This window comes from Erysipelothrix urinaevulpis, assembly GCF_009828835.1.
GTDB lineage: Bacteria > Bacillota_I > Bacilli_A > Erysipelotrichales > Erysipelotrichaceae > Erysipelothrix > Erysipelothrix urinaevulpis.
Map to the genome: position 1 here is coordinate 42331 of NZ_WTTB01000007.1, position 22487 is coordinate 64817.

At 33.5% G+C, this 22487-nt stretch carries 23 protein-coding genes and 1 pseudogene; 4 read left to right on the forward strand and 20 right to left on the reverse strand.

All coding sequences use genetic code 11. From position 1 onward, the window contains the following. The 13 genes and pseudogenes from rplI to GVV10_RS08285 all read right to left on the reverse strand — a co-directional run. Complete coding sequence (gene rplI / locus GVV10_RS08225) at positions 1-450, reverse strand: 50S ribosomal protein L9 (RefSeq protein ID WP_159521545.1); 450 nt, start codon at positions 448-450, stop codon at positions 1-3. After that, complete coding sequence (locus tag GVV10_RS08230; RefSeq protein WP_159521547.1) at positions 447-2408, reverse strand: GGDEF domain-containing protein; 1962 nt, start codon at positions 2406-2408, stop codon at positions 447-449. The genes rplI and GVV10_RS08230 overlap by 4 nt, the downstream gene beginning before the upstream one ends. Before the next feature lie 41 nt (positions 2409-2449). Next, positions 2450-2992 (reverse strand): YybS family protein, encoded by a 543-nt coding sequence (locus GVV10_RS08235; protein WP_159521549.1) that lies wholly within the window; start codon positions 2990-2992, stop codon positions 2450-2452. Positions 2993-3046: 54 nt separating this feature from the next. Continuing rightward, on the reverse strand, positions 3047-3280 hold the full coding sequence (gene rpsR / locus GVV10_RS08240) for a 30S ribosomal protein S18 (RefSeq protein ID WP_159521551.1): 234 nt from the start codon (positions 3278-3280) through the stop codon (positions 3047-3049). 24 nt (positions 3281-3304) lie between these two features. Then, the gene (gene ssb, locus GVV10_RS08245; RefSeq protein ID WP_159521553.1) at positions 3305-3775 is read right to left on the reverse strand and encodes a single-stranded DNA-binding protein; all 471 of its coding nucleotides are present in this window, start codon (positions 3773-3775) and stop codon (positions 3305-3307) included. A 19-nt stretch (positions 3776-3794) separates the two neighbouring features. Then, the gene (rpsF, locus tag GVV10_RS08250; protein WP_159521555.1) at positions 3795-4082 is read right to left on the reverse strand and encodes a 30S ribosomal protein S6; all 288 of its coding nucleotides are present in this window, start codon (positions 4080-4082) and stop codon (positions 3795-3797) included. A gap of 129 nt (positions 4083-4211) precedes the next feature. After that, positions 4212-4853, reverse strand: a complete 642-nt coding sequence (locus tag GVV10_RS08255) for an IspD/TarI family cytidylyltransferase (protein WP_159521557.1) — start codon at positions 4851-4853, stop codon at positions 4212-4214. A 251-nt stretch (positions 4854-5104) separates the two neighbouring features. Continuing rightward, positions 5105-5251: a hypothetical protein gene (locus tag GVV10_RS08260; RefSeq protein ID WP_159521559.1), complete on the reverse strand. Its 147-nt coding sequence runs from the start codon at positions 5249-5251 to the stop codon at positions 5105-5107. 238 nt (positions 5252-5489) lie between these two features. Beyond that, positions 5490-6737, reverse strand: coding sequence for an ATP-binding protein (locus GVV10_RS08265; protein ID WP_236261887.1), 1248 nt, complete (start codon positions 6735-6737; stop codon positions 5490-5492). A gap of 139 nt (positions 6738-6876) precedes the next feature. Next, entirely contained in the window at positions 6877-8154 is a 1278-nt protein-coding gene (locus tag GVV10_RS08270) for a MerR family transcriptional regulator (RefSeq protein WP_159521561.1), read from the reverse strand. Positions 8155-8268: 114 nt separating this feature from the next. Beyond that, complete coding sequence (locus GVV10_RS08275) at positions 8269-8904, reverse strand: ATP-binding cassette domain-containing protein (protein ID WP_159521563.1); 636 nt, start codon at positions 8902-8904, stop codon at positions 8269-8271. A gap of 1 nt (position 8905) precedes the next feature. Next, the gene (locus tag GVV10_RS08280) at positions 8906-11152 is read right to left on the reverse strand and encodes a hypothetical protein (RefSeq protein ID WP_159521565.1); all 2247 of its coding nucleotides are present in this window, start codon (positions 11150-11152) and stop codon (positions 8906-8908) included. Positions 11153-11267: 115 nt separating this feature from the next. Then, a pseudogene (locus tag GVV10_RS08285) lies at positions 11268-11440 on the reverse strand (transposase); the annotation flags it as partial. Here GVV10_RS08285 and GVV10_RS08290 point away from each other — a divergent pair. From GVV10_RS08290 to GVV10_RS08300, 3 genes are all read left to right on the forward strand, one after another. Next, positions 11432-11710 carry a hypothetical protein gene (locus tag GVV10_RS08290; RefSeq protein WP_159521569.1) on the forward strand — a complete coding sequence of 93 codons (279 nt, stop codon included), beginning with the start codon at positions 11432-11434 and terminating at the stop codon, positions 11708-11710. The pseudogene GVV10_RS08285 and the gene GVV10_RS08290 overlap by 9 nt on opposite strands. Positions 11711-11840: 130 nt before the next feature. Continuing rightward, positions 11841-12152 carry a hypothetical protein gene (locus tag GVV10_RS08295; protein ID WP_159521571.1) on the forward strand — a complete coding sequence of 104 codons (312 nt, stop codon included), beginning with the start codon at positions 11841-11843 and terminating at the stop codon, positions 12150-12152. A 6-nt stretch (positions 12153-12158) separates the two neighbouring features. After that, complete coding sequence (locus GVV10_RS08300) at positions 12159-12530, forward strand: hypothetical protein (RefSeq protein ID WP_159521573.1); 372 nt, start codon at positions 12159-12161, stop codon at positions 12528-12530. Between the two features lie 189 nt (positions 12531-12719). On the opposite strand, the gene GVV10_RS09550 is transcribed toward GVV10_RS08300, so the two are convergent. The 4 genes from GVV10_RS09550 to GVV10_RS08315 form a co-directional block, all read right to left on the reverse strand. After that, the gene (locus GVV10_RS09550; RefSeq protein ID WP_328705631.1) at positions 12720-13523 is read right to left on the reverse strand and encodes an amino acid--tRNA ligase-related protein; all 804 of its coding nucleotides are present in this window, start codon (positions 13521-13523) and stop codon (positions 12720-12722) included. Between the two features lie 64 nt (positions 13524-13587). Then, a complete protein-coding gene (locus GVV10_RS09610; RefSeq protein WP_236261888.1) occupies positions 13588-13734 on the reverse strand; it encodes a hypothetical protein in 147 nt (48 codons plus the stop codon). Between the two features lie 159 nt (positions 13735-13893). Beyond that, on the reverse strand, positions 13894-14772 hold the full coding sequence (locus GVV10_RS08310; RefSeq protein WP_159521575.1) for a DUF5655 domain-containing protein: 879 nt from the start codon (positions 14770-14772) through the stop codon (positions 13894-13896). Between the two features lie 925 nt (positions 14773-15697). Then, on the reverse strand, positions 15698-17086 hold the full coding sequence (locus GVV10_RS08315) for an RNA-binding domain-containing protein (RefSeq protein WP_159521577.1): 1389 nt from the start codon (positions 17084-17086) through the stop codon (positions 15698-15700). 623 nt (positions 17087-17709) lie between these two features. Here GVV10_RS08315 and GVV10_RS08320 point away from each other — a divergent pair. Next, positions 17710-18060, forward strand: a complete 351-nt coding sequence (locus GVV10_RS08320; protein ID WP_159521580.1) for a hypothetical protein — start codon at positions 17710-17712, stop codon at positions 18058-18060. A 116-nt stretch (positions 18061-18176) separates the two neighbouring features. Here the strand turns inward: GVV10_RS08320 and lysS are convergent, their stop codons facing one another. The 3 genes from lysS to ftsH form a co-directional block, all read right to left on the reverse strand. Continuing rightward, positions 18177-19664: a lysine--tRNA ligase gene (gene lysS, locus GVV10_RS08325; protein WP_407925656.1), complete on the reverse strand. Its 1488-nt coding sequence runs from the start codon at positions 19662-19664 to the stop codon at positions 18177-18179. Between the two features lie 78 nt (positions 19665-19742). After that, complete coding sequence (hslO, locus tag GVV10_RS08330) at positions 19743-20603, reverse strand: Hsp33 family molecular chaperone HslO (protein ID WP_159521582.1); 861 nt, start codon at positions 20601-20603, stop codon at positions 19743-19745. Between the two features lie 53 nt (positions 20604-20656). Continuing rightward, on the reverse strand, positions 20657-22480 hold the full coding sequence (gene ftsH, locus GVV10_RS08335) for an ATP-dependent zinc metalloprotease FtsH (protein WP_159521647.1): 1824 nt from the start codon (positions 22478-22480) through the stop codon (positions 20657-20659). Between the last annotated feature and the right edge of the window lie 7 nt (positions 22481-22487).

Sequence of the window (22487 nt, forward strand, 5' to 3'; positions counted from 1 at the left end):
CTAGGCTTTTTCAACCAAGCGGACCTTTAATTCCGCAACCACTTTAGGGAAAAGGGTTATTTTAATTCGATTTAAACCTAAGTTAACCAAAGACTTATTGGGTTTAAATTTTCGTTTATCAACAACAATATCGTGATCTTTTTTTAATTTGTCCTCAACTTGTTTTGTTGAAACAGAACCAAATACACGGCCATTGTCTCCAGTCTTAACTGCAAACTCAAGGACAAGATCATCAATTATTTCTTTCAATTTTAAGGCTTCTTCTTTTTCTTCTTCACGAATCTTAGCTTTTTCATCCTGTTGATCTTGAAGAATATGACGTCCTTTTTCACTTGCCATAACAGCCAGTTTATTAGGAATCAAATAGTTACGGCCATAACCATCTGCCACCTCAACAATTTCATCCTTCTTACCAACTTTTTTAACATCTTTTAATAATATAACTTTCATGATGCTTCACTTTCCTTTCTTACTTCATCAATCGAAGCTTTTAATTGTTCAACAACATCATTAATACTACGCCCTTTAATTTGGACGGCTGCTCCAGTGAAATGACCACCGCCACCCATTCGTTCCATGACAGATTGGACATTTAAATCGCCATTGGATCGAGCGGATATCGCAACAGTATCCTCGGCAACATACGAAATAACAAATGATGCCTCAATGCCTTTAACTGAAATAATTTCATCCGCCACCTGGGACATTAAAGGTCGTGGTATAAATTGATCTTTGTATGGAGCTAAAACATAAATATCTTCATACAACTGCGATGTACTTAAGACTAAGTTTTTCAATTCAAAGCTTTCGTACTCATCTTTTAACATATACTCAACTTCTGCTAAATCTGCACCATACTTTCTTAATTCAGCTGCTGCTTGGAAGGTTCGACTATGGCTTCGATTTCTAAAACGATTTGTATCGATTAACATCCCAGTATACATAAAGGTTGCATCTAATTTTGAAATCACAACGTTTCTACGATGATATGGGAATAATTCAATCACTAATTCACTTGCTGATGAAGCTGCAGCTTCGATATAAGTCAGAACAGTTTTAAATTCAAATTCATCTGTTCGACGATGGTGATCAATAATCACACGCTTACTTGCTTTCTCAACAAGATCTTCAAATTGTGTCTGTGCTAAGTTATGATGATCTGTCATAATCAACAACGTTTTCTCGTTCAATAATTTCAATGCTTCTTCGTGTTCAACAAGATGATGACTCTCAGCCAACTCCTCGCGATGATTTAGAATCGCTTCTTTCAAGGTTTGTTCAGTATCATTCATATTGATAACAACATGAGCTTGTTTATTATAAACTTTTACAATCGAGGATAAGCCAAGCGCACTTGAGAATGAATCAAAATCCATCATCTTATGCCCAACAATTAAAACATTATCTGCTTGACTAATCAGTGATCCTAAGTTTTGAGCCATCACTCGAACTCTAACTTTACTACGTTTTTCAATCGCTTCTGTACTTCCACCAAAGTAACGCATACCTTCATCTTTGGTATTAATAGCAACTTGATCACCACCACGACTCTGAGCAAGTTCGAGTGCTTTATTCGACATATCTTCTAATTCCTTAAACGATTCACTCTTTCGAGCAAAGGCTAATGATAACGTGATTCTTGCATCAATTTTCTTAGAAGCATCACGAATGTCACCGACAATTTTAAATCGTTCTTTATTTATTTCATCAAAGACCCTCTCGTTTAAGACTAAGAGGTAACGGTCCTGACGTATCCGACGAATAAACATATCATGACGATCAGCCCAACGAACAACCTCTTGACGGATGTTCGAATCGATGAATGCAATCGTTTGTTCTTCTTCATATTGGGTTGTTTCTTCGTAGTTATCTAAGTGAGCAATTCCCAATACAATTTGATTATTTTTATTTTGTTCTTCTAAATCAATCACATCACTCACATCTTTAAAAAACAACGTACTTTCATCTGAGAATCCACTGACTAGATAAATATCTTCCCCTATCAGCAATGTTTTCTCTTCGACTTTACCAACAAACAATTCTTCTAATTCTGGAAAAACATTCGTGACTTTCTCGCCGATAATCTCTAAATCATAATCATCAAATATTTCTGATACCCAAGTAATATTTTGACGATGATTATACGTTAAGATACCTACGCGAGCAAAATCAAACGCATATTTAGCTTCGTTCCCTAGTATTTTTGATACAGAAAACACACGACGCTTATAGGTATTTTCTGACTCATAAAACATGATGAAAATTATTGCGAAATTAAGCAGCAATAATAAGAATTGGACAATATAGAGATACCGTTCGATAAAGAGTGAAAATACAATGATTAAGACTAATTCTATTAACACTAAAACCATCAAACGGGTTTTAATAAATTCAAATCTTTCTTTCATATTAACCCCCTAAGGATATGCACTAATTTTAACATGTTTTGCTATTTTTTTCTATGATGCTGAAGAAGAGTAACCACCATATCTCCACTAACTTTCACAATAAACACTTCCATCAACATGGTTAAAAAACTTAAAACATAGGCTGCTATTTTAACCCCAACTGCTGGAAGAAATTGAACAAATCCACTAATAGAATCGATTGTTTCCGTGATATTCAATCCAAAATACTCACCAAAGAATAAAACCATAATCACATAAAAGATTGCCATAAACACCGACATAATGACGTAAGTTTGTTTCTTTGTGAAATTATTATGATAAGCATAAATATACGCTAAACCTACCGTAGAGTAGCCAATACTTGTTAAAACGGTCGGTAATAAGCCAACCAGTATCATGGCAATTATGACATTTGAAACAGCAACAATAATGGACTCATTCAACGAGTAATACGAACCATATACCACCAAAGGCAAGGCTAAAAAGGGCATAAAGAACCCCATAAGCATCCGATCTAATAGTAAGATTATTCCCGTTAGCGCTACAGTCATTGCGCCATGGGTGATATGAATAGTTTTCCTCACAAAATTTCACACCTTTCAAAAAATAAAAAATCCTCTCATACGAGAGGATTAGTCTTAATTATCTGCTACGTATGGCAATAAAGCCATGAAACGTGCACGTTTGATTGCTACTGCTAATGGGCGTTGGTATTTTGCCTTTGTACCAGTAACACGACGTGGAATAATTTTACCGTTTGCTGAAACAAAACGTTTTAATAATTCGACATCTTTGTAATCAATCGTTTTAATTTTGTTTTTTGTAAAGTAACATACTTTACGACGTGGTCCTCTAAATTTTCTAAATGACACTGCGATTCTCCTTTTCTATTTTTTCTAGAATGGAAGATCATCACTTGTAATATCAAGGACTGGCTCATCATCCATTGGACTTGATGGCTCTGGATCCATTGCAAATTTTGGCGCAGGATCTTGATATGTATTTTGGGGTCTAGCATAAGATTGAGGTTGCGGTGAACCTTGTTCTCTTTGGCTTCTAGACTCTAAGGCTTGCAAAGTATCCACAATTACATCCGTAGTGTAGATAACTTTCCCAGTCTCACGATCTTCATAACTTCCAGTTTGTATTCTACCTTCCAGGCCAACTAAAGCTCCTTTAGTCAAGTAATTCGCCATGAAATCAGCTGTCTGATTCCAAGCAACACAACTAATGAAGTCAGCTTCATCACGGTTCCCAAATTGACGGTTGCAAGCAATCGTAAAATTGACAACGGACTTACCTGTTCCAGTTTTTCTAAGCTCAGGGTCTCTTGTTAAGCGACCCACTAGTATGGTGCGATTAATCATTTCTCATCACCTCTTTTTTTTAGTCGTCTAAACGAACAATCATATGACGCATAACATCTTTGTTAATACGTACTAAACGATTGAATTCATTAATAGCTTCGTTTTCTGATTTAAAAGTTGTTACAACGTAATAACCTTTTTTAAAATCATTGATTTCGTAAGCTAAGTCACGCAATCCCCACTCATCAACTTTTTCAACAGTTGCCCCGTTGTTAGTTAAAATGGCATGAAGACGTTCGATCAAATCAGTTCTGTAGTCTTCATCTAGTGTAGGCTTTACGATGTACATGAGTTCATAGTTACGCATGTGTACACCTCCTTCTGGTCTAAGGCTCTTTCGAGCAAGGATAATAATTTTATCCGTTATTATATTATAGCAAAGCAGAGCTATGTTGTAAACAACTTAAGCACCCAATCTATAAATAATCAATTCATTTTACTTTTCCTTATTTTTTAATAAGAATCGTGTATTTCTTAAATCGCCTTCTTCAACCGCAATTTTCACATCACTAACTGCAGTAACGACATCCGAATCATCGAGTAAATTATGACCCGCATCAATCGCTTTCGCATAACATTGAATGATAAACGACGTATTAAAGGCTTGCGGTGTTTGCAAGACAACGATATCATTCGTTTTTATTTTCTCACTGATATAACCATTTTCAACTCGACGCAGAGTACCTTTAGGGCGAATCGCTAAAACACAAGCCTTTTCTTCACCCATTCTCCCTAACAAACGGTCAATATAATCTTTACGAATCCACGGTCTCACTCCATCATGAATCAAAACAACATCCTCAGAAACCGCAGTCAAACCAATCAAGACACTTTCCATCCGTGTACTTGCACCCTTAACATAAACAATTTTCCCACTATCATGAGACCTCACCACACGACTCAAATCAGCAGAACTGGCAACAATGACAACTTGTTTGCAACGATCATCTTTTAAGAAGACAGAAACTGTCTGTCCCAAGACACTCTTCTTCTCATTAAATGAAGCAAACGCCCTTTTATAACTCTTTCCTTCCGCCGCCGCATTTCCAGCAGCAACAATTAGCACTGAATAGTCCATACACACCTCTTCTTTTGTTAGTTATTCTATCATATATGTATACAAAAAAACAGTAAAATTACTGTTCTTTGGGACTTCTCTCTTCTTTATTATAATAACACTCTCGATTAGGGTTTGTATACATGTTTTTATTAAGACGAGCTCAAAAGACAAGTAATGTAGCAAACTAAGAATAATTATGATCGTTTTGATATCTTAAGTTCCAGCATTGTTATCCAGTATAATGGACAACAACCCTCATTTTCCCTCTCTTATCCATTATACTGGACAGCGATACTCTCAATTTCAAAACCTTCAACAAAATAAAAAAAGAAAGCTTTAACGGCTTTCTCCTTTAATGATTCTTTCAAATAGGTCACAGTACTGTTTATCGTAAGAACAATATTTTCTAATATCATTTTTAACAGTCTTTCTGATCTGTTGTTTACTATATATAACATCTAATGCTAAATCAAACTCTATATCACTACTTATGTTTCTTTTGATACTTCACTCTCTTCAAACACCAAAGTATACTTAAATAAAATCAACATTCAATAAAAGCCTAACACAAAAAATATTAACCCATTAAAAATTCGAAATTTATTTTTTCATATTCATCCATCAACCTACTAGTTTATTCTAGTTTTTTAATATCTACTCTTTAATCAACCAATCAATGATATTTAAGTGACTTATTCCATCTGAATCGCTCGTAAAAGGATCTAAAGTAAGAACAAGCTTATCAAAATTATCATCGATCTCTTTTAATGACCTAAACTCTCTTTCTCTTGTTTCGGATGACGCTAAAAGATAACTTACTTGAATATACTTTCTATCGAGTCCATTTTCAACTTTCTTTTCCGCAACGAAATCGACCTCGTACTGATTTGTTTTTCCAACAGATACTTGATACCCTCTTGCCTTTAATTCAAGAAGCACAATATTTTCTAACACTAATTCAATATCTTCTTCATTTCTTCCGATAATTGCTTGACGCAAACCATGGTCAACGACATAATATTTTTCTTCACTTTTAAGAAATCTTTTACCTTGTATATCAAATCTCTTCAAGGGAATTATTGCATAAGCATCCACAGCATATCCCAAATAATTCACGACAGTTGTGACAGAAGCTTTTATCCCTTCATTTTTTAGATATCTTACTACCGAGTTTGCTGAGAATGTTCGACCAACATTCGCTAGTACAAAATTTAATAACCTACGAAGCAAATCCGAATCCCGAATATTCTCTCTTTCCACAATGTCTTTTAATATAATTGAGCTATAAACATCTGTTAAATAACTCACTCTTGCTTGGTACGAAAAGTTTTGCAGAACCGGAAACGGCATACCGCCTTCAATCATAAATGATTGAAAATGTTCCTGATTACTTTTTTCAATTCCTATTTCTTTCTTCCCTTCAAGATATTCCGTAAACTTAAAAGGGTAAATTTCAAACTGTACATATCTCCCTGCTAATAAAGTTGCTAATTCACCAGACAAAAGTTTTGCATTTGACCCTGTTAAATAAATATCAACGTTATCATTATAACTTGCTCGTAAGGAATTAATCACCTTTTCAAAGGAATCAACTTCCTGTATTTCATCTAAAAATATATATGTTTTTAGATTTTTCTTTTCTATTTCAGTTTCTAAATAAGTATTTAAGCGATGGTAATCTAGATATTGTTCATTTTTTAATTCTTCAAAATTAATTTGGATGAACTGTTCTCTCAAAACCCCTTCTTTAAGAAGATAATCTTGAATTAATTCTAACATCATTGATTTCCCTGATCGCCTTACACCTGATAGGACTTTAATGACCTCAGTATCGATAAACGGAATTATTTGATTCATGTATGTATCTCGTGCAATCACAGTATCACCCTTTCTACTATCCATTATACTGGACAACACCCCTTTAATCAAGGTCCTTATCCATCATAATGGACAACAACCCTCGTTTTCTCTCTCTTATCCATTATACTGGACAACGACGCTCTCGATTTCAAATACTTTAACAAAATAAAAAAAGAAAGCTTTAACGGCTTTCTCCTTTAATGATTCTTTCAAATAGGTCACAGTACTGTTTATCATAAGTACAATATTTTTTATTATTATTCTCAACAGTCTTTTTAATTTGGTGCTTACGATAAATAGTATCCAATCGTTCGAGTTCAGAATAGGTCGGAGCTTCTTCCAACGTATTTGCTTCAACGATATCTAAACGAAAATCATCGGTATGCAAAACCATACTAAAATCATTTTTATATTGTTTAAAAAATCCTTTATTATAGCCAACAACTATCTCATTAATTTCATTAACATTGTAAGCTGTTCCTTTAGGATTCAAGGGTCCAAAACGAACCAGAGATCCATCGTTTTTAAGGATCGTTACACTGGTTAAAAAAGTGTAAAACAAAAGAGCATTCACAACAACAAAGATTGCTCGATATTTTTTCATGAGACCTAATAAATCTTCAAAAATCTCAAAATCTTTATCGCCAGTTAGTCGCTTCCTTAAACCAAAGAATAAGACCATTATTTCACCAATAACACTCACCAAAAAAACATAACCAAGCAATTTACTGTTCATCACGAAGATATAACTCTCACTATTTGTAAAGAGTCGTTCTTGTAAGAAGGTCATAGCAAACAGCGTAAGAAATAATAAGGCTAAACTAAGAATTATCAAAAGAAAACTAATCAATGTGTTGGATCGTTTTAAATCTTTATTTCTATTTTTAAAGTAAGTACTCCAGGTCAAGGTGATGCCCACAGTTGATAGTAGAGCAAAGGGAACAACAACTCTCAAATCAAGAAAATCCATTAAGCCAAACGCGTTAAAGAACAAGCCCATTACAGGACCTGAATATAAAAGCGTTATCAGTATTGTATACAGAAGACTGGGAGATTTTAGATACTCTATTTCCTCAAAGAATTCTTCATCAAGAAAATCATCGAGTTCCTCCAATAATTCGAAAGACTCTTCCGCCACTTCAGCATAATCTTTACCCTTGATAACATCCAATAAAATTTCTTTCTTATCGTTCATCTGCTTTTCTTGTTTAAGCATTGTCTCTATTTGCTGAACCATAACTATCCATTGGCTAGGATTTTCTATAACATCTTTAATCTCGTTTAAAGAAAAAGAGAAATATCTCATCAAACGAATCATATTTAATTCACGGACATTATCATGACTATAGTTCCGATAATGGTTGTCATCACGGTCAACATGAATAAGTCCTTGAGACTCGTAATATCGAATCGTTTTATCACTAAGACCAGTATATCGAGAAACTTCTTGTATTTTCATTGTATCACCATCATCATTATAGAGCTTCTAGTAGGTAGAAGGTCAAGGTTTATTTAACAAAGACTCAATTAACTCGAAAAGTTATTTACGTTAAAGAATAATCACATTCAAATTTTATTCTTTATCCATATAAACAACCGAATCTGCAATGCGTTTTAGGTCATCATCATGTGTCACAATCATTATCGTTTTCCCTTGTGCTTTTAGTAATAAAAGTAATTCCATAACAAGTTCCTTATTTTGACCATCAAGGGACCCTGTTGGCTCATCACAAAGAACTAAGTCACAGGGTTTTAAAAGCAGTCTCGCAATCGCTACTCGCTGTTGCTCTCCTCCAGAACATTCATATATTTTCTTTTTTTCAAAATTTTCTAAACCAACCTTTTTAAGGGCATCTGATATTTGTTGTTTCTTATTTCCTTTGACATTCTCCAAAGCAATCCGCAAGTTGTATTCTACACTTTTTTGTTCTACCAATGCAAAGTTTTGAAATAGATAACCAATTCTATCTCTTAACAACTTTACCGCCTTGGGTGTGAAGGGTTTAGGTGCAACAGTTCCAAACAGTTTAACTTCCCCACTATCATATGTATCAAGTAAACCAATAATATTCAAAAGCGTACTTTTTCCACAGCCTGATGGTCCCATCAACAAGGTTATTTCTTGATTATTGATACTCAGATTAATATCTTTCAATACACAATGACTACCGTAAGATTTCGATACATTACTGACAACTAAATCATTCATTTTAATTTCCCTCCCCTTTAAGAATACTAGCGACATTTTTGGTATGGAATGTATTGATTACAACTGAGGAAACTATCACGTCAATTGTAATTAACATCACCATAATCATTCTGAGTGAATTAGATTTCACCGATAAATAGTCAAGTTCCCAATAATCTAAACTCCCATTGTAAACTTGAATAAAAACAATGATTGTAAGTATGGACAGTGCTTGAGTAATAAACAACCATCCATATCGTTTAATGACACTGTGTCCATGAAAATACTTTGTACTTAAATCTTTTTTTCTTGATTCGATAAAACTGTACGACATCAGATAGCTAAAGAGGGAAACAATAAATAAAGTCGTTGCGAGTAAAATATAGAAAGACACTTTACTTTGTTGTTCTTTATCATTGACCTGTGCATAAACATCCTGTGAATTTAATTTTGGTATTTGAGCAACATCTCGATTAAATCGCAATAATTCTTTTTGGAATGCTTCACCTTCTGTATTATTGTTAATGACCTTTCTCAAAGAATTATAAAATTCATTCACGACACTGTAATCGTCCACAATGACGTATAAAACTGGATCGACATAGTGGTTATGATGACCAACATAATTTGAAAACTGAGTAAAGGTACTATCAACAAAGTAGGTTGGTGAATTTTCAAATCCGTCAATTTGAATACCTTCATTTTCAAAAGAGTCTTGGGACTTTTCAGGAATAATGATGAAGTTTTCTTCATGATCTGAAAAGTTTGTCATTGAGCTATTTTGAGTCATTGGATAATTTTCAACATGAGTTAAATTGGTTAGTCCGAATGGGTAAATGGGGGCCTCATCACTGTACGAAACTTGCGCTGCGTAATAATCCATATCAATAAAACTCAATGATTGTGAAACAATGAATTTTTCAATGTCTTCACGATACTTTGCTTCCCATTTTTGTATTTTTGTAAACATCTCGCCATCTAATTGAGGATAAATTGCTTGGGTAACACCTTGTAAGCCGACAGATTTTAAGTAAGTTGGATCATTCTCAATCACTTTAACGGCTTCTTTGTTTTGATTCCATGTGTTCAGGCTTAAAGCAAGAGTAATCGTAACGATGGTGACTCCTATGACTTTTATTACTGTAGAGGTTATAAATAATGAAGACATACTGTGTTGTTTCTTTAGATAAACAATTGAATTTCTAAGATGAAAATAAGCAAATAGAAACCCCGCAACAAGAACCATCAATAAACCATAGAGCGCAATAATCAAACATAATTGTTTGATAAAAACAATTGCTAGTGGTCTAAACGAATGGACATGTATAATCCACAAAATAACAAAGGTTAAAATAAATACAGCAAAATTGGCATAGAACTGTTTAGAATTTATTCTATAAAATATAAGACCTTCGCTATTCCCATGCACACGTCTAACATATATTTCTTTTACTTGTGAAACGATAACATAAACATTAACAAGCAATGCTGTTATCGCAGAGATAATAAGGAGTGAATTCGGCATTTGAAATATGGATTCAATTGATTTATCACCAAACAGCGAAAGTTTCGTTAAGCTATCGGTCGACACTTGAGTACTATCCAAAATGAATTCTGATGTTTCAACAGTTCCTTCCGAAATAACGCCCAAAGGGATCAGTAAGTCTTGAGTTAAATCCTTTCTGGCTTGTTCAATATTATTTTCATCCACGTATAAATAAATCGATATCTGGGTATTATAAAGTTTTGAATCATCAGAACTTAAAAGATGATTCAAGGGTAATATGTTCATAAATTGTCTATCGTAGTCATCCCGATATTCATAATAATCAGAATCAAGGTAATCAATTAAAATTGCATTCGCTTGTCCGATAACATTTGTAATCGTCCTATTTTCCGTGCGACTCTTAAACTTAATGTTATCCTCGCTAGGAATAGTATGAAACTGAAAAAGATCGTCTGTATGGTCAAAATATGCATAAACAGAAGCTGATTTTTCCATATTTTCATTGATTGTTACATGACTAATAAATCCTTCGTACTCATTTCCCTCGTAAAACTCAACGATGCGATTCTTTAACTCTTTTATATCAACATCAAGCACATGAGTTGAGATCATCGTGTTTAATTGATGAGTATCCCCATTCACCAGTTTTTCTGCTTTAAACACCGATTGATTCACCGAATAATTTTTATTGAATGTATTCAAACTTACTAAAAACAACAATAGAGCAACCAACGCTGTAAAGACTATGTTTAGCTTTTTCATATTCCCCCCTAGACTATACTGTTATTATAGCTTGCGAGTTCGAAGAATGCTAATAACAGTAGTAATGGTCAAGCATTTTGGGAACACTAGTATATAAATAGATCTAAGAATTTCTAATTTCATTCATTGCTTTAGGCTCTGTTTGGCATTCTTTGCGGTAATCACGAATCCAGTTATTAATTGATTCGGTAGACACACCATATTTGCTTGAAAGACTCGCAATTGAACGACCATCTTGGATATTGCTGTAACAATTTTTTTCTTAATTTCTGTGCTGTAATGTATCATGGGTTCTCTCCTGTTTCTTCAATTTGCTGGATTATATACAGGTGTTGCAAATTCACTATACCATTACAAACTGATTTAGGTTTAAATCAACTAGAATCAGAGTATGGTGTTAAAACTGAAATTCTTTCTGATGATCATATTAACTTTTATAAAGGACAAATTTTGTTATTGTGGGAAGAAGTTGAAGACCAAAATAGATTTAGTGAAGTTATTACAAAGCAAATTGAAATGCGAGATACTAAAGCAGAAGAAAATAAAAAAACGTATTAGAGAACTAGAAGAAAAAATACAACAAAATGAAATAGAAAAGCTAGAATTAAAACATGAATTAGAATTAGAAAACAAGAAATTTATACGCTATATCGTGGTATGATAATCGTATATATAGGAGGTTTAACTTATGAAAAAAATATTAAGTTTAATATTTTCACTAACGATAATACTATCAATAACAAGTTCCGTTTTAGCAGAAGAAACAATCTTATATGAAGCTAATATAATTCTGGAAAACGGAGATAAAATAATCGAACAAGAGTTTGTTGATCTTTTAGAAGCGTATGAAGGGGAAGTTTACGAAATATATTCAGATGTTATTTTTATAAATGAATCTGTTAATAATGGAATACAAATGGCATCAGAAGTCCTTACACTATCAATGAATAATATAATTAAATTCATGGGTGGAGAGATTAGGATTTCAATCCTTGGGTGAAATAAAATGACAACACTAAAAAAGTATTTTTCTTTTGGAAATAATGATAAACTAACCGCAAAAGAAGTATATAAACACATTACACTTGTTAGTGTGTTAGAAGTTGAGAACTTTCTTAATGATAACAATATTAACAGCGAAAATGTTTATTTCAAATTGATATCTCAAATTCAATATTTCGAAAAAAAAACCGAACAAAATAAAGAGGTAATTGCATATTTATATTATATTATTGGATACTATGTAGGGCTATTTTTACATCCCATGTCTGGAGATGAAGTGGCTATCAATTACTTGAATAAATCAATTTCAATAGATAACAGTAGAAATAATGTAATAAGATGCAAAGAAACTATAGATATGATAAATGAAGTTTAAAAATAATTTGGATGATTATTATGATGAATATTTGAGTACTCCAGCTTTATTGCGTAAATTAAAAATTACCTCAAGTATTAAGTATTTAAAAATCCCAACCTAAATAATTTAGATTGGGATTAGTATAATGCTTTTTTATTTACGTGTCCTTGACACGAGGTACAGTTTAAAATGCTTCTAATTTTATTCTTATCTATGACGCATATGTGGGAACAGAATAACTTCTCTAATACTTTGACTATCTGTTAGTAACATAATCAAACGGTCGAGTCCGATTCCAATTCCACCTGTAGGTGGCATTCCATATTCTAACGCCTCAACATAATCAACATCCATTTCGTTTGCTTCATCATTCCCTAAATCAGCTTCACGGAGTTGAGCTTCGAATCGTTCGCGTTGATCGATTGGATCGTTTAACTCACTGAATGCGTTTGAGTATTCACGACCATCAATGAATGTTTCAAAACGGTCTGTGAATCGTGGGTCTTCTTCATTTTTCTTTGCGAGCGGTGAGACTTCAACTGGGTGTCCATAGACAAATGTTGGTTGTACAATCTTATCTTCACAGAATGTCTCGAAGAATTCATTCACAACATGCCCATAAGTTTGTTGATGTTTTTCTAATGGAACATTGTTGTCTTTTGCAATTTGTACTGCTTCTTCATCTGACATGTTTGCCCATAAATCAACACCAGTTACCTCTTTAACAATATCAACCATATGAACACGTCTATAAGGTCCTTTTAAGCTAATATCAACACCTTGGTAGTTAATTTCCGTTGTCCCAACAACTGTAGTTGCTAGATGTTCTAACAACTCTTCTTGAAGCACCATCATGTCTTTAAAATCTGCATAAGCGACATAAGCTTCAATTGTGGTAAATTCAGGATTATGTTTTGGACTCATTCCTTCATTACGGTATAGACGTCCTATTTCATAAACACCTTCTAATCCACCACAATTAATTGTTTTAACGGTATTCTGTTGTGATATGAAATTAATAGTCGTGCTACTGCACCTCTCAAAATCAGTGTTAAAACAGGTGTCTCAACTTCTATCATGCCCGGTTATCAAAGAAGTGATGTATTTCTTTCATAATTTGAGGACGATATCTTTCTGCTTGATCAACAAGACTATGGAACTTATCAGGTAATGGTCGAAGTGCTTTCGTTAAGTGAACAATTTTGTTATCTTTGATTGACAATTCATCATGATTTGCACGAAAACTGTTCCCTCAACCCCTACAATATCACCCAAGTCCATTTCTTTATAATACTCAAACCATTTTTCTCCAACAGCATCTTTACGTAAATAAACTTAGATTTAACCATTTTTGAGGTTGGGAATTATATTGCTTTTCGATTTAATTTTTCATAAATGCTAAATCAATGTATTCCAAGGAATACTTATAATCTTCTACTGTTCTAATGATTATCTCAACATCACCAGTTCCAAAATGGCCTATCCCCCTCATATCTCTCATGTTTTCTTTTATTTCAACATCATCTGGATTAAGCTTTAAATATATTTGAATCTTATCATTCGTCAAATCTAAAGTCACAAAATTATTTACTTTTTTATAAGCAATATATTGTTTCATTACTACTTCATTAACATCTTCACTTATAGATATAATATAGTTTCTTAATTCTACAAGAATTGGTTTTAGTTTTTCATTTAATGATTGCATTCTATCCTCGATAGTTCTCTGTTTCGATACTTTCGAGACAATATTTTGTATCGGCTTTACTTTCAGATCTAAATTCAGAAAATCAAATAAAAGTATTCCATTGTACTTTTTGTATTCTATTAGCCTAATATTTCTTTGCATTTGTTTGACAGCATTAACATCATATCTCGTAAATCCATTAGCAATACAATAAACAACAGGATTATTCCACTCAATTTGATTTGATCTCCCTTTTCCGTATTTATCTCTTACTAATAATTCAAAGTCAGCCTTATGATCAAGCAGCCATTCCAAATAAAATAATCCTTGATTTATTACATTCTCATTCATATTTCTTTTATATTCAAATATCACTGGCGAGTTATTTTCATCTATACCTAAACTATCTATTCTTCCTCCATTAAAAGAATATTCACTTGTAAGGTAATCAACTTGGAAGATTACATCCATATTTTCTTCTATTTTTCTTTGAAGTTCTACTTCTAAATCAAATGTATTGCTTTCTAATTCTTTTACATTACCTGTGATTGAGAACAACTTTATTTCTGACATAATACGACCCTCCTGATTTTATTATATCAAATAAAAGACTTTTCATAATTACTTAAATACATAAATAAATTTTTATGAAATTCTTCGATTTATATTTATTTTTCATATATGCTGATTTTTTTACCGAAATTGCTTTTGTAATTATTTTTAGTACTTCTACGACTAATTGTACTTCCTCTCATTGTCAGTTGCGGTTCCTGCTTCATTATGTAAGTTTCAGTATTCTTAAAAAATGTCTAAAATCTGTAAATAAATTGGACTGATCATACTTCTTTTATAATTTATATTCGTTCATTGTTTTTTTAATCAATTTTTTTTATTTATCATTAATTTTAATTACTAAATTAAAAAGAAGGCTTAAATGCCTTCTGAATTTATTATTATCGATGTCTCATATGAGGGACGATAAAGACCTATTTACACGTAAGTCGCTAAAACTCGTTAAAGGTCGTTAATAGTGGATATACTTATATCGTCATAAATATGCAAGTCATTAAAAGTCGTTACAAGGCGCCTCTTGTTGGGCGTAAGATAAGGCGTAATTTGATCGTTGTTTATTTTATGGCAATTTGTCTGATCTGTTTTAAAAGGTAGACTGTTAAATGTTTTCTTTATTGTAGCCAAGAAAGAGTTATACTTCATAACTGCGGCATTAGGTTTCCGACAGTATACGGTAGTATCCCGTTGCTATCCGGCATTGTCTCCCCCGGTGTCCGGTAGTGTCCGGCGGTGTCCGGTGGTGTCCGGTATTGTCCGGTGGTATCCGGTGGTGTCCGGCGGTGTCCGGCGGTGTCCGGTGGTGTCCGGTATTGTCCGGCGGTGTCCGGTGGTGTCCGGTATTGTCCGGTGGTATCCGGTGGTGTCCGATGATTTCTAAAGTACTAATAACCTTGCTTATCTCAAATAAATAATTAATAAACTTAATTTATATTTTTTTTACATTATATACCGGATTGTTTTTAGCACCAGTTTTTACAATAATATTACTATCAATAAGTTTCCTTACTCTTGTGTTTATTGCACTTCTTTTTATAGTTAATTGTGGTTCAAGTTCTCTTATTGAAATCGAAGGATTTTCAGAGATGATTTCTAGAATTCTATGATCAATCTCATCTAATTCTATAACCTCTCTAGCTTCTTCACTATCCTTCAATGGTATATAAATATTGAATATGTCTCCTTCGATAAACTTTGGCTCTATTCCTACATACATTTTATTATACTTATAAATATTCCTTATTCCTGAGCCAAGCTCATCAACCCATCCTATTTCTTTAAAGAACTTAGCAATCGTAGGGTTCTTTGGAAAAGGAGCAAATGAACTAGGGTCAATCTCACCAAATCCATTTGGTTTATTTGCATTTTCAAAATAAACTTGATTTTTTTCAATTATCATTTTTGCAGGGTAAGGGTTCGAAAAATCTCTGTGTATTAAAACATTTGAAACAGCCTCTCTATAAATTTTATCTCTAAGACTAATTCGAACATCACCTTCTAAATAAAAACTATCATTAATATGTTTCTTTACGAAATTCATTAGTCTTTCATAGCTGCTAAGTAAATTAGTTCTTATATCATCTCTATCATCATATCTGTCAGTATTATCACGTCTTAATAGTGCATCTATCCTGTAATGAGGTAAAACTGATTGTATTGTGTTTTCTGTTCCAAAAATAAGTATACCAGCTAAAGTAATACCTTCTTCACCAGAACTAGGATTTTTTAAATACAAGCCTGCACTTTTCAATAACTCCAAATCAGTCATTGTAATCCATGGATGGTCTTTCCTTTGCAGCTTGACATATTTTCTTACTTTATTAAACCAAGCAGTTTCTAAGTCCTCTACACTAATAGCCTTATAAATTGTGTTTTCAATGTAATTACTTTGTTTATTAGCATATAAATTAGATAATAGAGTAGTGTTATCGGTAATGTCTAAATCTCCATCTTCATTTCTTATATAGACTCTATTACTGCATCTATGTACTTGAGAGCTCTTAGGAACAAATATATAAAAAATTGTTTCGCCTTCTAATTCATATTCTTCAATGTTTAAATAAACGGGTGGATTTATTTTTTTCGGATTATGGACCGTGGTAACAAATGTTTCTTTAATTTCTTTAATGCTCTCACCATTTACACCTAATATCTTTCCATCGTCTCTTACACCTAAAAAAACATGGCCACCATTTGTGTTCAAGAAAGCACAAATTGATTCATAGACATCCTTACTTAGTTTCTTTTCATTCTTTTTAAACTCAATATTAATACCTTCACCTAAGTTTATTAGTGCCACCATTTTATCTATATTCATATAACCACCCTTTTCGTTAACTTTATTATATCAAATAATTTTAAATTTAAAATTATACTATTTTTTAAATTGTATAAAAAGAAAGAAGCCACTTCGCCTTCTTAGTTTATTTTATCTCTGACGAATATGTGGACGATAAAGACTTATTTACACGTAAGTCGTTAATAGTAGATTTACTTCTATTCCATAAATATGAAAGTCGTTACATCTCCTCTAGTTGGGCGTAAATTAGGCTTAAGATAGGCGTATTCGATTTTTTATAATTGATTTTTTTAATCACTTATTTTAGACTATAACAGAAGAATGTAAAATGAATTGCCAGCGAGGTGCACTTTAAAAAGATAAATCTTTCTCCATTAGGGGATAGCACTATCTATATCATATAATTAGGAGCAGAAAATGAAGAACAAATTTCTAAACATTATTAATTATGCATTATTATACAGATCAGTCCTTATTTATTTTTTTACAAGAGATACTATGTTGTCGCTGTAATTGTATCTATATCAGTTATTTCTATTTTAATAAGCGGAAATCGGATAAAAAGTTTTCAATATGAGAAACTGAAGGTTGAATTAGTTAAAATAGCAAAAGAAGTCTCCATAAAACAATTTGAGATTGCTATGGAAAATTTGTTAATTAGAGAATATAATACCTTAAGTATTTCAGGATTAGCAGTATCTCCTGAGGATTTTATTGAGAAAAATTTACCATATCTTGATGAATTGAGAAATGAGATTAACTTAGATGACGAAACACGAATTGTTGATGCAAGAAATAATTTATTTGAAATAAGAATGAAATCTAATATCTCAACCTTAATAAGCAGGCTGCAATACAATGTGAATGATAAAGAAAAATATACTGACATACGAAATAATCTTAAACCTTTTGCTTATAACCATAGTGCTATTGTTCCCCCTAATAAAATTCATGAAATTCTAGGTGAAGCCCTTGAACTTCATGAAATTTAAAAAATTTTTAATATTTATACTCATAACTATAATCAACTAGAATTTTAAGTTATAAATTCAAAATACTTGAATTATTATTTCATAATAAAAGAGGCTCTATAGCCTCTGTTTTAATGTTATCTATGACGCATATGTGGGAACAGAATAACTTCTCTAATACTTTGACTATCTGTTAGTAACATAATCAAACGGTCGAGTCCGATTCCAATTCCACCTGTAGGTGGCATTCCATATTCTAACGCCTCAACATAATCAACATCCATTTCGTTTGCTTCATCATTCCCTAAATCAGCTTCACGGAGTTGCGCTTCGAATCTTTCACGTTGATCGATTGGATCGTTTAACTCACTGAATGCGTTTGAATATTCACGACCATCAATGAATGTTTCAAAACGGTCTGTGAATCGTGGGTCTTCTTCATTTTTCTTTGCGAGTGGTGAGACTTCAACTGGGTGTCCATAAACAAATGTTGGTTGTACAATCTTATCTTCACAGAATGTCTCGAAGAATTCATTCACAACATGCCCATAAGTTTGTTGATGTTTTTCTAATGGAACATTGTTGTCTTTCGCAATTTGTACTGCTTCTTCATCGGACATGTTTGCCCATAAATCAACACCAGTTACCTCTTTAACAATATCAACCATATGAACACGTCTATAGGGTCCTTTTAAGCTAATATCAACACCTTGGTAGTTAATTTCCGTTGTCCCTACAACTGTGGTTGCTAAATGTTCTAACAGTTCTTCTTGAAGCACCATCATGTCTTTAAAATCTGCATAAGCAACATAAGCTTCAATTGTGGTAAATTCAGGATTATGTTTTGGACTCATCCCTTCATTACGGAATAAACGTCCTATTTCATAAACACCTTCTAATCCACCGACAATCAATCGTTTTAACGGTAGTTCTGTTGCGATACGTAAGTAGAACTCCATATCTAATGTATTATGGTGTGTTACGAATGGTCGTGCTGCAGCACCACCCAAAATCGGTGTTAAAACAGGTGTCTCAACTTCTATCATGCCACGGTTATCAAAGAAGTGACGTATTTCTTTCATAATTTGAGGACGCATCATCGCTACTTTTCGTGAACTTTCGTTCATGATTAAATCAACATAACGACGACGATATCTTTCTTCCTGATCAACAAGACCATGGAACTTATCAGGTAAGGGTCGAAGTGCTTTCGTTAAGTGAACAATTTTGTCAGCTTTAATTGACAATTCACCATGATTTGTACGGAAAACTGTTCCTTCAATTCCTACAATATCACCCAAGTCCATTTCTTTATAATACTCAAACCATTCTTCTCCAACAGCATCTTTACGTAAATAAACTTGAATTTGACCATCTCGATCTTGCAAGTGGAAAAAGCCCGCTTTCCCCATAACACGTTTTGTCATGACACGGCCTGCAACGGATGTATGATAATCAATTTCCGCTAATTCTTCTTTGTCTTTGTCTTCAAAACGACTTAGAATATCTGTACTTCTTTCTTTTGGTTTAAAGCCACTTGCAAAAGGATTAATTCCCTTTTCAACAAGCTCTTCCATTTTCTCACGACGAACAACTTCTTGCTCACTTAATAAATTATTATCCACAACTATCACACTTCCCTTTTACTATTCTTTACCTATAATATCAAATATACAAACTTTTTTCATCTATATATTACTAGTTTATGCAATCAATTCCCCAAGTTCTTCTTCAGAGAATGGATATTGAGAATGGCAATAGTGACATTCTAATGTAGCACCATGGTCTTCCTTCATCATGACAGCAATATCTTCTTTAGGAAGTGTTGCCAGTGCTGAGAGCATTTGATCTCGATGACATGTACATTGATAATGAACATCATGCTCATCAAGTATACGAACATCATCAAATAAGGACATCACAATTTCTTCTGCACTTTGCTCTAACAATAACGATGAAATTGGCGCTAACTTTGATAGAACCTCTTCAACTTTTTGAATACTTTCTTCACTTGCGAAAGGAAGTACTTGGAATAATAAAGCTCCTGCTGAGGCAATGCTTAAATCTTCACTCACTAAGACGCCAACAGATAATGCTGAAGGAACTTGTTCACTTTGAACAAAGTAGTAAACAAAGTCATCGCCAATTTCTCCTGTTTGCAAATCCACCTGCGATACAAATGAACTCTGTCCATCTGTTTCTTTGATGACTTTAAGTGATCCACTTCCAATAGCACCACCAACATCAAGTTTTCCATTTGCTTCGTTAACCATAAATACTTGTGGATTTGATACTAAACCACGCACATTACCATTATTATAAGCATCAACAAACATATAGTTAATTGCGCCTGACCCTCTAATTTCAATTTTCAATTTTTCTTTTTCATCTTTTAACATAGACCCCATGATCGTAGCAACACTCATTGTGCGTCCAAGGGCTGCTGCACTTGTCGGATACAAGTCATGAAGTTTTCTTGTTTTTTCTATAAGGTCTGTCGTATCGACCATAAACAATCGAATTTCATCATTTAATGCTAAGGCTCTGATTAATTTATCTGCCATTTCTTTTCTCCTTTTAAAAAAGGCCCCAGATTAACGGGGCTCTTGTTACTAAATTAAGCGACTTCTACGTCAATAACTTGTTCTTCTTCAACTTCCATCGGCTCTTTACCTTCGACAATACGTTGAATTTGTTCAGCAGTCAATGTTTCATATTCTAATAGACCATCAACAATTCGTTCCATCAATTCACGATTATCTACAATTAATTGACGAGCATTTTCATACGCTTCATCAATGATTCGACGAACTTCTTTATCAATTTCGAATGCGATTTCTCCTGAATAATTTGTGGATGAAGAATAATCACGGCCTAAGAATACACTCTCACCGCCACCATTTTCATATTGAATTGGTCCTAAGTTACTCATACCATATGACATAACCATAGCTCTTGCAATCTTGGTTGCTGATTGAATATCAGCATAAGCTCCTGTTGAAATTTCATCAAAGAAAATTTCCTCAGCAACACGTCCCCCAAGATAACCAGTAATTTTACCAATTAAATCTGAACGGCTTTGTGTAAATGTTTCTTCACGTGGAGTCATCAAGTTATATCCACCCGCATCACCACGTGGAATAATCGTAACTTTTTGAACCATATCAGCACTTTCAAGTTTCAGTCCAACAATGGCATGACCAGTTTCATGAACCGCAACCATATGACGTTCTTTTTCTGAATATTTTTTAGATTTTTTAGCAGGTCCCATGATGACACGATCAATCGCTTCATCAATTATTGGTGTTGTAATTTTTTCCTCGTCTTCACGAACAGTTAGAATCGCTGCTTCGTTCAAGACGTTTTCTAAATCAGCACCTGAGAATCCTGGCGTACGGCGAGCAATGTTCATTAATTCAACATCATCTGCCAAGTGTTTATTACGTGCATGAACCCCTAAGATTTCTGCACGAGCTTTAACATCTGGTAAACCAACTGTAATCGTTCGATCAAAACGACCAGGACGGAGTAATGCAGGGTCTAAAACATCTGCACGGTTCGTTGCAGCTAAGACAACCACACCTGAGTTTTCATCAATACCATCCATCTCAACAAGCATCTGGTTCAGTGTTTGTTCACGTTCATCATGGCCACCACCTAAACCGGCACCACGTTGACGACCCACAGCATCAATCTCATCAATAAAGATAATACAAGGCGCTGTTTCTTTGGCTTTCTTAAACATATCACGAACACGACTTGCCCCAACCCCAACAAACATTTCCACAAAGTCAGAACCTGAGATTGAGTAGAAAGGAACATCCGCTTCCCCTGCCGCAGCTTTAGCTAACAAGGTTTTACCTGTTCCTGGAGGACCCACTAATAACATTCCTTTAGGAATACGTGCCCCCATTTTTTCAAATTTCTTAGGATACTTCAAATAGTCAATAAGCTCTTCCATTTCTTGCTTTTCTTCTTCTGCACCCGCAACATCATCAAAGCGAACTTTTATATCACCTTGAACTTTTGCACGTGACTTACTAAATTCAAAGGCTTTGGAGTTTCCGCCTCCACCCATTTTAGAGAAGATAAAGAACATAATTCCACCAAGAATTATATAAGGTACCGTTAAGGATAACAAATCAAGGAAAAAATTTGATTGATTTGGATCAGCAACCGTTAACTTTGCATTTTTACTCTCAAGAATTTCTAAGTATTTATTAACTTGTTCTTCATTATTTACAATTCTGGTTGAGAAATTTGTATTTCGACCATTTTTCTTATAAACACCTTCAATTTCAACAATTGTATTCTTAGGTGTCATAACCATTTTACTTACTTCATATTTTTCAACAACGTCTTCAAATTCTTTAACAGTCAACGTTTTTGATACTTGATGACTTGCTAGTTGTAACAAGGTAAGAACCATCAAGAACGTCATTACTATT

Bases quoted from the DNA above. Each gene is read 5' to 3' on its own strand.
- rplI (WP_159521545.1), bottom strand. From the start codon at position 450: ATGAAAGTTATATTATTAAAAGATGTTAAAAAAGTTGGTAAGAAGGAT.
- GVV10_RS08230 (WP_159521547.1), bottom strand. From the start codon at position 2,408: ATGAAAGAAAGATTTGAATTTATTAAAACCCGTTTGATGGTTTTAGTG.
- ssb (WP_159521553.1), bottom strand. From the start codon at position 3,775: ATGATTAATCGCACCATACTAGTGGGTCGCTTAACAAGAGACCCTGAG.
- rpsF (WP_159521555.1), bottom strand. From the start codon at position 4,082: ATGCGTAACTATGAACTCATGTACATCGTAAAGCCTACACTAGATGAA.
- GVV10_RS08255 (WP_159521557.1), bottom strand. From the start codon at position 4,853: ATGGACTATTCAGTGCTAATTGTTGCTGCTGGAAATGCGGCGGCGGAA.
- GVV10_RS08260 (WP_159521559.1), bottom strand. From the start codon at position 5,251: ATGATATTAGAAAATATTGTTCTTACGATAAACAGTACTGTGACCTAT.
- GVV10_RS08265 (WP_236261887.1), bottom strand. From the start codon at position 6,737: ATGGATAGTAGAAAGGGTGATACTGTGATTGCACGAGATACATACATG.
- GVV10_RS08270 (WP_159521561.1), bottom strand. From the start codon at position 8,154: ATGAAAATACAAGAAGTTTCTCGATATACTGGTCTTAGTGATAAAACG.
- GVV10_RS08275 (WP_159521563.1), bottom strand. From the start codon at position 8,904: ATGAATGATTTAGTTGTCAGTAATGTATCGAAATCTTACGGTAGTCAT.
- GVV10_RS08280 (WP_159521565.1), bottom strand. From the start codon at position 11,152: ATGAAAAAGCTAAACATAGTCTTTACAGCGTTGGTTGCTCTATTGTTG.
- GVV10_RS08290 (WP_159521569.1), top strand. From the start codon at position 11,432: ATGTATCATGGGTTCTCTCCTGTTTCTTCAATTTGCTGGATTATATAC.
- GVV10_RS08295 (WP_159521571.1), top strand. From the start codon at position 11,841: ATGAAAAAAATATTAAGTTTAATATTTTCACTAACGATAATACTATCA.
- GVV10_RS08300 (WP_159521573.1), top strand. From the start codon at position 12,159: ATGACAACACTAAAAAAGTATTTTTCTTTTGGAAATAATGATAAACTA.
- GVV10_RS08310 (WP_159521575.1), bottom strand. From the start codon at position 14,772: ATGTCAGAAATAAAGTTGTTCTCAATCACAGGTAATGTAAAAGAATTA.
- GVV10_RS08315 (WP_159521577.1), bottom strand. From the start codon at position 17,086: ATGAATATAGATAAAATGGTGGCACTAATAAACTTAGGTGAAGGTATT.
- GVV10_RS08320 (WP_159521580.1), top strand. From the start codon at position 17,710: ATGGAAAATTTGTTAATTAGAGAATATAATACCTTAAGTATTTCAGGA.
- hslO (WP_159521582.1), bottom strand. From the start codon at position 20,603: ATGGCAGATAAATTAATCAGAGCCTTAGCATTAAATGATGAAATTCGA.
- ftsH (WP_159521647.1), bottom strand. From the start codon at position 22,480: ATGACGTTCTTGATGGTTCTTACCTTGTTACAACTAGCAAGTCATCAA.